This window comes from Psychroserpens sp. NJDZ02 (genome assembly GCF_004843725.1).
Classification (GTDB): Bacteria; Bacteroidota; Bacteroidia; order Flavobacteriales; family Flavobacteriaceae; genus Olleya.
The window spans coordinates 1,541,574-1,555,029 of sequence record NZ_CP039451.1; the positions used below are offsets into that span (position 1 = coordinate 1,541,574).

Below are 13,456 nucleotides of genomic sequence, written 5' to 3' on the forward strand. Positions count from 1 at the left end.
CCTCAAGCAATTGAGGCTTTTTTTATGCAAAAAAAATCAATATTACCAATTTTCAAGACATTACATACCGCCTTTTATACAGACTAACCATAATTACGCACAATTGTAGATTAACCGATATATTTACTTTTAATCGAAAGCGTATCAAAACAGACCTCGACAAAATAAATCAAGTCAACAATCCTCTACATTTGTAACAGATTATAACGCTGAAATTTGTTAGTTTAAGGGATAATATTAATTTGATATTAGTAGTTAAAATCAAGAAGTCTCAATTTAACATTGAGGCTTTTTTTTATGAGTTTAAAATAGACTTTACTAAAGCTGTAACTTCTTTTGGACTGATAGTCCCAGCTACCGTTTTATAATCTTCCGGATATTTGTTACCATAAATAGAGGTTGGTAATTTCGGGAATTCAATTCTGTCCGGGACTAAATTATTAGATCGTGGTTGGTTAAAAGCGCCAAAACCAGCAAATGGATGTGTAACTCCCCAAATAGTAACCACTTTTACACCTAGCATAGCTGCCAAATGCGCGTTACCAGAATCCATACTAATCATCACATCCAAATTAGAAATCAAATCTAATTCTTCATTTAAATCATATTGTCCAGCCACATTTATGACATTCTCAGAACTTAATGCTAATGTGTCTAACTGATCCTTATCGACTTCACCTCCAAACAGAAAAATAATATAGTCTTCTTTTAAACTATCTATTACTACCTTCATTTTATCCAAAGGATACATTTTAGACGCATATTGCGCAAAAGGAGCAATACCAATCCATTGTTTTTTATTTTGTGTCTCTACAACCTCTAAAACAGCATTTGGAATTGATTTCTTAACGGGGAAATCAGGATTATTTAGCTGTAAGCTAAAACCTAAAGCTTCAAATACATCTGCATAACGTTGGTGGGTACTTTTTAAAGCCTCAAAACGCTCTCCTGTGACTAATTCTTTTTTCTCTTGACGCCCTTTATCTAATTGTTTGTACTTTTTTCCAAATAAAAAAACCTTTAATATTTTAGTCCGTAAAACATTATGAAGATCTGCAACAGCCTCAATATTAAGTTTTCTCAACTGTTTTGATAACCTAAACAATCCTAAAACACCTTTATGGTTTTCCTTTAAATCTATAGGAAAAACGTCTACATTATTTAAATCTCTAAAAAAAGGAGCAAAAAATGGGCGCGTTAATACTGTTAATTTAACATCAGGGAATTGTTGAGTCATTGCCCGTAAAACAGGTATAGTCATAGCGACATCTCCCATTGCTGAGAGACGAATCACTAAAATATGTTTTGGTATTTTTGACATCTATTACAGCATTATCAAATAGACAAGCGTTATATTATTTCTGGTTTCTTAACACTGGATTAAGCTCGTCGTCATTATACATTTTCATCTGCTTATACACTTTCATGTACTTATCCCCTTTTTGGATGTCTGCTAATAAAGTATCTATTGCAGTACTTAAATCCACACGTTGTTCTAATAAAATATCATACTTTATTTGGCAAGACGCCTTATGCGCATCAGACGCATCAGCTCTAGTTGCTTCTTCTTCCATATGATATACTTTCAATGCTAAAATAGATAATCTATCAACCCCCCAAGCTGGACTTTCGGTATTAATAGTCGCATCGCTTTTAGGACTCACATCCTTATATTGCTCTAAAAAATAACTATCAATATATTCAACCATATCCGTTCTATCCTGATTAGAGGCATCTATTTTACGCTTTAAAGTCAACGCTGCAACAGGATCTATTTGCGGGTCACGAATAATATCCTCGTAATGCCACTGCACAGTATCGATCCAACATTTTCTATATAAAAGGTGCTCCAATAAGTCGGTGTTTTTATCATACACATTAGTAAAAGGTTGATCCACTGTATTAATGATATGATACTTTTTTATAACGTCCTGAAATATGGTATTTGCTTTATCTGTAAACATGTTCTTATTTTTAAGACTGTAAAATTACATAAATTAAACTGAATTTTGTCGGTACACATTTTGGCTTTTTAAATAATAGAGTAACTTTACTCTTTAAAGAACTATTAGTCATGCATATTCATAATTTATCTAAAGAAAACTCTATTTTAAGTCAATTTGTATCAGAAATAAGAGATGTGACAGTCCAAAAAGACAGTATGCGTTTTAGACGAAACATTGAACGTATTGGTGAAGTTTTAGGTTACGAATTAAGCAAAACCTTAGAATTTGAAACAAAAACAATCACCACACCTTTAGCCACGACCAAAACCTTAGTCCCAAAAAACGATGTGGTTTTATGTTCTATTCTTAGAGCAGGAGTACCTATACATAATGGCTTATTAAACTATTTTGATAAAGCTGAAAATGCCTTTATATCTGCCTATAGACATCATTTAGACAACCCTGAATCTTTTGAAATTGTTGTGGAGTATCTTGCTTGTCCAGATCTTACAGGAAAAACACTAATCCTTGCTGATCCAATGCTAGCAACGGGACAATCACTAATTGCTACTTTTAAAGCTTTACAACCATTTGGAACTCCAAAAAACATACATATTGTAGCTGCGATTGGCGCAGAAGTTGGCGTCCAATTTTTAGAGGACAATTTACCAAAGGACACTAATCTTTGGATTGCTGCCATTGACGATACTTTAAACAGCAAAGGTTATATTGTTCCTGGATTAGGTGATGCAGGTGATTTAGCCTTTGGCGTAAAATTACAGCACTAATAAGGTTATTGGGATAATAATTAATAGCCCTAAAAATAGCTCTTTAAACCATTTATCCTCTATCGTTTCTATATAGTTAGTTACTATCACTGATAGTGGGGCAAATAAAAACAAAAACTCACTTCCATTTTTTTGAGGCGCAAACACGACTATCACTGCAGCAAACACGCAGGTTAAAAACAGTATTTTATAAGATGGTCTATAGCTACGCATTTTCTTTTTAATGTCTCTTAAATAAAATAAAGACGACCAAATCCCGAAAGAGGCCAACATTGTTATAGCAATTATAAATTGTAACGAATTATAACTATTGAAATTAAAATTAACAGCTGGATCAATCTGTAATGCTGAAAAGTAATCGCCATAAACTATTATCGAAAAACAAATAGCAATAACCACAATAGCTATCAATCCAACAAAAGGCACTAAATAATACTTCACTGTAGTCTCTGAAAACAGTAATAAAGCAATAAAAGTTAAAGGAAAAAATAAAATAGCCCAAAAGTAAAACAGCGCAGCTATCCCAATTAAAAAACCACTATCAAATAATTTTTTAACCACATCTTTTTTTGACCTTACACTTATTAAACGCCTAAAAGCTAGTAGTATAAAAAAATTAGAGACTACTATCTTATAATTTACAAAAGCCTGAGGTATCGCTAAAACAAATAAAGCAAAAAGTAATATTTCGTAATTATTCTGTTGGGATAAAAGGTTTTTTATAACTATAAAATTAAGCACTAAAATAGATAAAAACACTAAAACAAAAATACCTAGATTACCCAAAATAGTAAGGTTAGGATTTACATTATCAGGATATTTAAAAGGCAACAAAAAAAAAGCAATTAGTGTAATACTAAAGACAATTAAAAAATTAATTGGTTTGGATTTGCTAAAAATAGTTGTAATCATTAACTCTTTTTGTATTTTTGTATTATAAATATACTATTATATAATTATGAAAGATTTTTTTGAAGCTATACAAAGCCTTTTTGTTGACGTATTATTTGCTCCTTATGATGCATTAAGAGCCTTAGAATTAGAAAGTTGGTGGGCAGCAAACTTTATGTCTTGGATATTTATCACTATTGGTTTTGTAGCTTTTATATATTGGATGATCCAATTAAAAGGACACGCGGCTAACAATGAAGAAGACAAAAGCATCTCTTCTCACTCATATCTATAAAACTTATAGGTCAAACCCTATATCTTTTCTATAATTCATCTTATCAAAATGTAGTTTATCTATACTTTGGTAAGATTTTTTTATGGCCTCTTGGTACGTATCTCCGTAACTAGTAATTGCCATAACACGTCCTCCAGACGTTACAATAGCACCCTCTTTATTTTGTGCTCCTGCATGAAACACAATAGAATCGATTACATCTTCCACACCTGTAATAACTTTTCCTTTTTGATACGCTTCCGGATAACCACCAGACACTAACATAATTGTAGTTGCTGCTCTTGGATCTACCTCAATAGTAATTTGATCTAATGTTTGATTGGCAATTGCTTGAAAAACGTCAACTAAATCATTTTTAAGTCTTGGTAAAACGACTTCCGTTTCAGGATCACCCAAACGCACATTATACTCGATAACCTTAGGCTCATCACCGACTTTTATCAACCCAATAAACACAAACCCTTTATATGGTAAATTGTCTTTTTGTAAACCAGCAATCGTCGGTTTGACTACTTGCTCTTCTACTTTATCTAAAAATGTTTGATTAGCAAAAGGTACAGGAGACACTGCTCCCATTCCTCCTGTATTTAAGCCTGTATCACCTTCTCCGATACGTTTATAATCTTTAGCTGTTGGTAGGATTTTATAGTTTTTACCGTCCGTTAGTACAAAACAACTTAATTCTATACCGTCTAAAAATTCTTCAATAACAACTTTAGTACTTGCTTCGCCAAACTTAGCATCTACAAGCATGCTTTTTAATTCGGCTTTAGCCTCATTTAAATCATTTAAAATAACAACACCTTTACCTGCTGCTAAACCATCGGCCTTTAATACATATGGTGGACTCAAGGTTTCCAAAAATACATACCCATCTTCCACAGTGTCTTTATTAAAACTTTGGTAAGCGGCTGTTGGGATATTGTGTCTGTATAAAAACTCTTTAGCAAACTCTTTACTACCTTCTAAGGTTGCTGCTGCCTGTTGTGGCCCAATAACTGCTACATTTTTAAGTGATTTATCTGCTAAGAAAAAATCATGAATACCTAATACCAATGGATCTTCAGGACCAACTACTACCATGGTAATGTTATTATTTAACACCACATCTTTTATGGCTTCAAAATCGGTTACACTAACAGGAACATTTTTTGCTATTTGTGCTGTTCCAGAGTTTCCTGGTGCTACAAAAAGTGAGTTACATTTTGTGCTTTGCTTAAGCTTCCATGCAATTGTGTGTTCTCTTCCTCCTGATCCTAAAATTAAAATATTCATTGTAGTAATATTGTGTTGTTGTTGTTTCAACAAAAATAATTATTTAAAAGAATTTGATTCACTTTAAATCCAATAGTTTTTTATTTCTTTATTTTACAGAAAATATATTGCATTGAAACAATTTGAATGGTCTTTACGATTAAAAGGATTTCCTGTTAATGAAGCTAAAAAAACACAAGCTATTATTGATGGATTTACCGAAGCTGATTATGCTAATTATTTAAGTAAACAGTTACAGGCTATTGTTGCGTTTCATCTAGAGCACACACCTTTTTACAAGGCATTATGTGGAGATATAAACACTTCAGATTGGCATACATTACCCGTTTTGACTAAAGCCGACTTACAGCAACCTTTGGCTGATCGTTTATCTGACAAATACACTATAAAAACGGTACACAAACATAAAACATCAGGATCCTCCGGAACCCCTTTTGAGTTTGCTAAAGACAATTTTGCGCATGCCATGACTTGGGTAACCTTTATGCAACGCTATAGTTGGTTTAATATTGATTTAAACACGTCTAAACAGGCGCGTTTTTATGGCATTCCGTTAGACAGAAAAGCATATTATAAAGAACGATTAAAGGATTGGTTAGGAAATCGGTTTCGGTTTTCGGTATTTGATTTAAGCGATGTAGCTTTAGACAACGTACTATACAAATTTATGCGTACTAAGTTTAACTACATTAACGGTTACACAAGTGCTATTGTCCAATTTGCGAAATATCTAGAACGTAAAAACATTGTTTTAAAAGACGTTTGCCCCAGTTTAGAAGTTTGTATTGTCACTTCCGAAATGTTATTTGAAGACGACAAAAAACTACTTGAAAAACAGCTTAATATCAATATTGTTAACGAATACGGTGCAGCCGAATTAGGTTTAATTGCTTTTGAAGACAAAAACGATAATTGGATGGTTAACTCTAACCATTTATACATCGAAATATTAGACAATAACAACCAACCGATACCTTTGGGTCAGCCCGGAAAAATTGTAATTACAGATTTATACAACCGTGCACACCCGTTTATAAGATACGAGTTAGGCGATTTAGGACAATTATCCACAAAAAGCACATTACAGCATCCCATTTTAGAATCTTTAACTGGTCGTACTAGTGATTTTATTTCGCTTCCAAGCGGAAAAAAAGCAGCAGGCTTAACCTTTTATTATGTGACTAAAACCATCATGACTACAAACGCTAATGTGAAAGAGTTTATAGTCGAACAAATTAAAATTGACACCTTTAAAATTGATTATGTTGCTACCGAAGACTTAAGTAAAACGCAGCAAAAGGCAGTACAATTAGCAGTTGATAACTACCTTGAACCTAATTTAAATTTGATTTTTGAACAGAAAACTGTTTTGGAACGGGAAACTAGTGGTAAACTGAAACAATTTAGGTCTAGATTGTAGGTTAAAATCGGTATTCTGCCTTTAAAAGCACCATACGTGGTAGTAACCTAACCTCTGTTGTTGAAGACCCCAAATCGCTGATAGAAAAACTAGTATACCGTTTGGTATCAAATAAATTTTTACCGGTAATCCCTAACGTTAGTTTTTTATCAATCAACTTATATTGTGTTTCAAAATCTAAAAAATAATAGGTATTATCTGTATCTAAACTTCCAAAATGGTAACGTTCCGTTTTTACTTTTGCATCAAATTTTTTATTAAAGATAAAGTTAAGATCTAAAAAAGATTGATTGTTAGTAAACTTACTATTAGCAAAGGTTTCAATTTTATTGGTTGTCCAAGCAGTACCTAAATGGTAATTAAAAAACCCTTTAAAAGCAGACCGTAACTCTAATCCATAATTATAATTATTAGACACCACTGTTCTTAAATTAGAATTGTTTACTACGTTTTTAAATTCGTTTTTGGTGTAGCCTAAATCTAACTTTAGGTTAGATGACATAAACTTAAAATAGTAATCAAACTTGGTATTAATAGTTAAAAACTGACTGTCTTTTATAAGTGTTTTCTGGGTTTGCGTATAGTTTTGATTAATTAGCGTGTTGGTTGACAAAAAATCATGATTTTTAGTATAAAGCACCAAAGTGTTTGCAAAAAACCGATTTGCCCAATTACCCAATTGATAATTAAGCATCATACTAGAGGCTTTTAATTGGTTAAACATATTTGTTCCTTTACTAAACGATCTAAATCCTGTTAACACATAATCACTGTACACATCCAATACATTGGCATTAGTCGTATTATAAGTATAAGTGGTTTGTATTTTATTATTACTATTTATAGTCCACTCTGCACCAACACTTGGATTAATATAAAAAGGGGTTTGTTGGGTAGACGTATTGTTACTGCGTAATGTATTAAACAGCTGATGCGCTTCAAGGTTACCACTTAATGCAATATTATCTAGTTTTATCCTGTATTTGCTTTTAAAATATAAATCGTTAACCTGATATTTAGCCTGATTTTGGTAATCAATCGGCTGATGTAACGATACATTATCTTCCAATAGTGTAAAACTGGTGTTTAATTTATCCTCTCTAAACTGGTTACCAAATTGCAACTCTAATAAATGTCCATTTGATTTACGGTCTAAAATATGCGCATTTACACCAACAAACTGCATTTGGTTGTTGCTAACCTGAAAGACATTATTTGCAGTACTATACTCCGGAAATAAATCTTGATACAAAAACTGATTTATAGTATAATTTTGTGGCTTTTTTTCGGTTATAAATCGACCGGTAAGTAACAGTACTTTTTTATCTTTAAACTTATTAGTATAATTTAGTTTTTGATCAAAAAAAGTATTGTTCTGTTCTAAATTTTGAAGTGTGGACACGCCATTAAAAACTAAATTAGCATCATTATTATAATTACCACTATTGTACTTTGTAGTGGATTCTAACATTTTAGTTTTAGAAGGCTTGTAAATAAAATCTAGCTTTCCAAAAGCCAATTGCCTTTTATTATTTAGCTTATAATCTTCCGTGTTAATAAAACTGTTAGTATTTGTAGTAATATTATCCACTTGATTTCTAAAAAAAGAGGTTTCGTCCCGATTAAAAAATCCTAACGTTTTAATCTTTAACTTATCAGATGGATTAAATATGGCATTTAAAGAAACTAACTCGGCATTATTAAAATTGGTCCGTTCTTTTTTAAAATTAGAATCCGAATCCGATAACCCTATTAAATTACTAACCGACTGATTATCTCCGGTACTTGCTGGCTGATTAAACCTAAATGGTTTTATTAATTGCTGTATATCTCCAGTCGCATCATAACCAATACTATTGGCATTGGCTAAAAAATAGTATTTATTTTTCTTTCCAAAATTCATTAAATTGGCTTTGTATTGATAAAAACTATCATTACCAACATTAGCCTCTAGATTACCAAACCAAATGCGTTTTGACTTATCGTTTAATTTTAAGTTTAAAGCCACCTTATCGCTTTCTTCAATTCCTTTTAGCAAATGGTTGTTGGAGTAGTTTTGTAACACCTCGACCTCTTCTATGGGATAAGCAGGCATGTTTTTGGATAATATTTTATACCCTTTTTCAAAAAGATCATCACCATCAATCATTAGTTTTTCAATCTCTTTATTACCAACTTTTATAGTCCCCTCACTATCTATATTTAAACCGGGTATTACTTTTAATAAATCTTCGACTGTTTGCTCGTTACCTTTAGTAAAAAATCTTGTTTTAAATGTTATGGTATCCTTTTTTACAATAATGGGTCGTGTCGATTTAATGATCACCTCTTCTAGTGTAAAAGGATCTTCCTCTAAAATAACATTTAACTTGATTTCCTTTATTGTCTTACCTAAAACTAGAGGTACCGTTTTTGTTTTGTAACCTAACGCATGAAAAACTAAATTAAACGCACCTTGCCTCTCTGTCGTTAGGCTATAATCACCTTTAGCATTAGAATACGTGTACTCAACAATACGTTTAGATAAACTATCTTTTATGGTGACACTAACAGAAGTCAAGCCCCCAGTACTATCCGTTATAACACCAGAAAGTGTTGTTTGCGATAAGCATATAGTTTGGAGTACTAATAAGAGTACAGTAACCTTTATTTTTTTCAATAGTCTTCATTTTCTGTTTATAATTCTCCTCTTTAAGTTACCTATAGTTATAAAAGATAACCATAATACTACAAAGTAATTCTTACTTAATTACTATATATTATTTATAACTAAAATTGCTAACCCAGCCTTATATCTTTAAAACAACAAAACTTTTTTAAATCAATGTTTACCCGTTACCACTTTACTTCTGGCATATGTTGCAAAACAGTTGCCTTAGTTATTATCAATAACTTCAACTTCCCATTCATAACTAATCTCTTGTTGGGTATTTCTATTTGGCAGATTCATCTCAACCGTACCGTCTCTTGGCATTTTAGACCTCATTTTTTTTTCAATTTCTTTCAAATACTGTGGCTTGGCATTAATAAAACTTTGTAGTTCAATAGCTTCATCTGTATTAATCACATCCAACATCACTGTCCCAATACTTACTTTTTTAGCCCTATAACTAACCCTATTCTGATCATCATTAGCCTCTAAAATTAACCCAGGTAAACCTTGTAATTTCCATGGGCCAAATCTGACTGGAATATCTTGTGTAAACCAAGCATGATAGGTCCTTCCTCTAAATTTTCCAATAGCCAACTGACACTTAAATTCTCCAATTGTTTTAGTACTGTCTTGAAGCTTCCATGGGATAACAGTTGTTTTTTCTTTTGTAATAGGTGTTTGTTTAAAGAATACTTCTTGATTAAATAATGAGTCTTTTTCCAAATCATTTAAAACAAATTGCTTAGTCTTAGATCTCAAAATGAGCGACACACCATCTGTTTTATCATCAATAGTCACTTCAGAATCACTTTCAACCTTTTTAAGCGCTGTAAATATGGATTGTGTCGCATTAAAACTTAACGTTTTAACAGTGTGAAAGTCCCACGCGAAATTTCTACTGACATCATACTCCACATAACCATTTGTTTGACTAGTTACAAAAAATGAATTTAAAATAAATACTAAAACTATGTGATTTCTCATTACTATTAAATTTATAAAGACTTAGAGTAAATTAATTTACTCTGAGTCTATTTTACTATCGACAAGTCTAAGCTAAGTTTAAAAAAATAAAACCATAGCTTCTTAATCATTTTTTTTGCTTTTTATCGAAAACAGTGACTTTTACTCATTTCTAGATGTGGTAAAAACCACACTTGTTTGTTTTTGAGTCTATTAAATCTATAAAAAGGTGCGTTTTTTACAATTTAAAACCCACTTTAAACATGATAATCCTTGGTAAAATAAAAGATTGGCTATCCTGAATCAAAAAGTCACTAAAGTTACTTGAATAAATAAAATACCAGTTAGAAGATTTACAGCATCCCATTTTAGAATCTTTAACTGGTCGTACTAGTGATTTTATTTCGCTTCCTACCGGAAAAAAAGCAGTAATGACTACAAACGCTAATGTTAAAGAGTTTATAGTCGAACAAATTAAAATTGACACTTTTAAAATTGCTTATATTGCTACCGAAGCCTTAAGCCAACTTCAGCAAAAGGCTGTATTATTAGCTGTAGATACGTATTTGGAATCTAATTTAAATTTGATTTTTGAACAGAAAGTTAATTTAGAACGGGAAGTTAGTGGTAAACTGAAACAGTTTAGGTCTATATTGTAGGTTAGCATTGAAACTACAAACACAAAAGTAGATACAAATCTAAAACTATTACACTGTATTCCAATACAACATTAGTACCATAAAGACACATTTAAACCGTATTTAAATTGATAATGAGCATCAATAAACAGCAAGACATAAACCAAAAAAATTAAAATACTAGCGCTAGTTAAAATTAAAATTCGTCAAAAATTGGTTTTTTAATGACTAAATCAAATGTGTTTCTAATTGACAAGGCGAAACTATGATTTTTCTGACACATCGCTAAAAAGTTTATCGATTTTATATGGCTTTTATCGAAAATATGTGGTTTTGCTCATTTACTACTGCGGTTAAAACCATACTTTTAAACATTTTCAATTATTTATGTACTAAATTTACCTGATGGAGACAATTAATTTTGATTTAACAAAAAGCTGTTCTCTTACAAAAATGAGCATGCGATATAAAGATTTTAAAGTAGAAAATCCTAATCCTTTTTTATAGACCCAATAGTTATATTTTAATAACGCTAATTTATTTGAAGATATTGAATCGGATCTGATGCGATAATACGCCAAGGACTCTTGAATACCTAGAGCCGGTTTACTAGACTTTTTTATTGCAGACAACCATAACAACCAATCTTGACGCTTACGTAAATTAGGAGCTGTTATTTTGCCTAAGGTTTTAGCATTATACATTCCTGTAAGGTTACCTATATAATTTGTTTTCAAATATTTATTATAAGTCAGTCTTGGCAATGCCTTCACTAGTTTATTTAACGGTCTTCCCGCCTCATCGATTTGCTCATAACTACTATAAGACACCTCACAATTATTAGTCAACATAAACTTAATTTGAACCTCCAACTTATTAGGTTTCCATAAATCGTCGGCATCCAAAAAAGCAATAAAATTACCTTTTGCAGCATTAATCCCTTTGTTTCTAGACACAGCTGCACCACAATTCGTCTTATTTTTTAAAACTATTATATTAGGATAAGTGTTTGCAAATGTATTTGCTATCTGCACTGTAGAATCTGTTGAAAAATCGTCAATTAAAAACAGTTCCCAATTAGTATACGTCTGACTTAATATACTATTAATGGTGCCCTCGATAAAGGCTTCAGAATTGTATAATGGTGTTATTATAGAGACTAATGCTTTCATCTTCTAATAAGCTTCTTTTTGACCCGTAAACACATTAATTATAGTCTTAAAAATAATTTTCATATCCAAAAGTAAAGACCAATTTTCGATATAATAATTATCAAATTTTATACGATTGATAATATCTTCGTCATTTTTAATCTCTCCTCTATAGCCTCGTATTTGCGCTAATCCCGTCACTCCAGGTTTAACATTATGCCTAAAAATAAAATTATATTTATCAATCTTTTTTGAATAATCATCCGTGTAAGACAGCATATGTGGACGTGGACCAACCACACTCATCTCACTTTTTAAAACATTATAAAATTGAGGAAACTCGTCTAAACTTGTTTTACGTAAAAATTTTCCAATATTAGTTACCCGATCATCATTCTGAGTGATGTAAGTTCCTTCTATTTCTTTATTGATTTTTAAAGACCTAAACTTGTAACAATAAAACTCTTTATAGTTTATACCATTACGTTTGTGCTTATAAAATAATGGGCCCTTGGATTCCAACTTAATTAAGACAAACAATACTGGGGTTAACCAGGACAACACTAATATGATAATCATTAAAGCAAAAATGACATCAAAAACACGTTTAACAAACTTATTCAAATCATTATTCAACGTTACTTTGGGCATTGATAAAATGGGCAAGTAGTTATAATAATCAGTTTGTAATCTCTTGGTCAACAATTTATTAGTTGTGGGTATAAATTTTATATTACAGTGATTAACCTCTGCATATTTAACATAATCGTTTACTTCTTTTTCAGACAGCTCATCTATTGCGCAATAAATTTCGTCAATACCGTTACCTTCATTCAAAAATATAAAACTATCTGCAATATTACCTGTAAACTTATGATTGTCGCTATTTGCAAAAACACCTTTTATACTATATCCTAATGCTTTTCGTTGGGTAAACAGCTGCTTTAACTCTTGTGCCCCTTCACCTTTACCGACTATTATTACACGTCTTACATTCCCTTTTAAAAAAGTACGAAAGGATTTTAAACCAAAATAGCTTACTAATTTAGCAGTAGTAATACCTGCAAAACATAAAAGTAAGTATTCCAAGGCGCTATAAGACGGTATATCAATACTTCTATACGCCCCTAAAAAAGCATATACAATAATGGTAAAAACCAAAACCTGCTTGACTATAAGCGAAAAAATATTAACGGTTGAAGTATAGCGATACACTTCGTAAAACTTGAGAAACGAAGTTGATATTAACCATAGTACTGTGGCGTATAAACCATATAAAATATGTTTATTATTCAAAAAATCAAAAGAAAAATAATTTAGATTGCTTTGATTAAAATCAAAAAAATAAAACGCCAAAACATTTATGACAATAAGATCAAAAATGATAAGAAAAGGTCGGAGTAACCAGGAATACCTTCCGCGTTTATACTCCATAA

The 13,456-nt window shown here is 31.4% G+C and carries 12 protein-coding genes; 4 read left to right on the forward strand and 8 right to left on the reverse strand.

The genetic code is table 11. The annotated features are described in order from the left end of the window. Nucleotides 1–295 precede the first annotated feature (295 nt). Together E9099_RS06735 and E9099_RS06740 are read right to left on the reverse strand one after the other, a co-directional pair. Nucleotides 296–1,321, reverse strand: coding sequence for a glycosyltransferase family 9 protein (locus tag E9099_RS06735; RefSeq protein ID WP_240788967.1), 1,026 nt, complete (start codon nt 1,319–1,321; stop codon nt 296–298). A 34-nt stretch (nt 1,322–1,355) separates the two neighbouring features. Next, complete coding sequence (locus tag E9099_RS06740; protein ID WP_136582915.1) at nt 1,356–1,964, reverse strand: DUF4254 domain-containing protein; 609 nt, start codon at nt 1,962–1,964, stop codon at nt 1,356–1,358. A 110-nt stretch (nt 1,965–2,074) separates the two neighbouring features. Between E9099_RS06740 and upp the strand changes: the two genes are divergently transcribed. Further along, a complete protein-coding gene (gene upp, locus E9099_RS06745; protein WP_136582916.1) occupies nt 2,075–2,734 on the forward strand; it encodes a uracil phosphoribosyltransferase in 660 nt (219 codons plus the stop codon). Here upp and E9099_RS06750 read toward each other — a convergent pair. Continuing rightward, a complete protein-coding gene (locus E9099_RS06750; RefSeq protein WP_136582917.1) occupies nt 2,723–3,646 on the reverse strand; it encodes a DUF6427 family protein in 924 nt (307 codons plus the stop codon). The genes upp and E9099_RS06750 overlap by 12 nt on opposite strands. A 46-nt stretch (nt 3,647–3,692) precedes the next feature. On the opposite strand from E9099_RS06750, the gene E9099_RS06755 reads away from it, so the two are divergent. Then, nucleotides 3,693–3,920, forward strand: coding sequence for a DUF6341 family protein (locus E9099_RS06755; protein ID WP_136582918.1), 228 nt, complete (start codon nt 3,693–3,695; stop codon nt 3,918–3,920). 3 nt (nt 3,921–3,923) lie between these two features. Here E9099_RS06755 and purD read toward each other — a convergent pair whose 3' ends face one another. Further along, nucleotides 3,924–5,195, reverse strand: coding sequence for a phosphoribosylamine--glycine ligase (gene purD / locus E9099_RS06760; protein WP_136582919.1), 1,272 nt, complete (start codon nt 5,193–5,195; stop codon nt 3,924–3,926). Between the two features lie 112 nt (nt 5,196–5,307). On the opposite strand from purD, the gene E9099_RS06765 reads away from it, so the two are divergent. Continuing rightward, nucleotides 5,308–6,615 (forward strand): phenylacetate--CoA ligase family protein, encoded by a 1,308-nt coding sequence (locus E9099_RS06765; protein ID WP_136582920.1) that lies wholly within the window; start codon nt 5,308–5,310, stop codon nt 6,613–6,615. A 1-nt stretch (nt 6,616) separates the two neighbouring features. On the opposite strand, the gene E9099_RS06770 is transcribed toward E9099_RS06765, so the two are convergent. Both E9099_RS06770 and E9099_RS06775 read right to left on the reverse strand, forming a co-directional pair. Next, a complete protein-coding gene (locus E9099_RS06770) occupies nt 6,617–9,274 on the reverse strand; it encodes a carboxypeptidase-like regulatory domain-containing protein (protein ID WP_136582921.1) in 2,658 nt (885 codons plus the stop codon). A gap of 216 nt (nt 9,275–9,490) precedes the next feature. Beyond that, nucleotides 9,491–10,252: a GLPGLI family protein gene (locus E9099_RS06775; RefSeq protein WP_136582922.1), complete on the reverse strand. Its 762-nt coding sequence runs from the start codon at nt 10,250–10,252 to the stop codon at nt 9,491–9,493. 410 nt (nt 10,253–10,662) lie between these two features. On the opposite strand from E9099_RS06775, the gene E9099_RS06780 reads away from it, so the two are divergent. Next, nucleotides 10,663–10,890: a hypothetical protein gene (locus E9099_RS06780; RefSeq protein ID WP_136582923.1), complete on the forward strand. Its 228-nt coding sequence runs from the start codon at nt 10,663–10,665 to the stop codon at nt 10,888–10,890. A 377-nt stretch (nt 10,891–11,267) separates the two neighbouring features. Here E9099_RS06780 and E9099_RS06785 read toward each other — a convergent pair whose 3' ends face one another. Both E9099_RS06785 and E9099_RS06790 read right to left on the reverse strand, forming a co-directional pair. Beyond that, nucleotides 11,268–12,041, reverse strand: coding sequence for a glycosyltransferase family 2 protein (locus E9099_RS06785; RefSeq protein ID WP_136582924.1), 774 nt, complete (start codon nt 12,039–12,041; stop codon nt 11,268–11,270). A 3-nt stretch (nt 12,042–12,044) separates the two neighbouring features. Then, on the reverse strand, nt 12,045–13,454 hold the full coding sequence (locus E9099_RS06790; RefSeq protein ID WP_136582925.1) for an exopolysaccharide biosynthesis polyprenyl glycosylphosphotransferase: 1,410 nt from the start codon (nt 13,452–13,454) through the stop codon (nt 12,045–12,047). Nucleotides 13,455–13,456 lie beyond the last annotated feature (2 nt).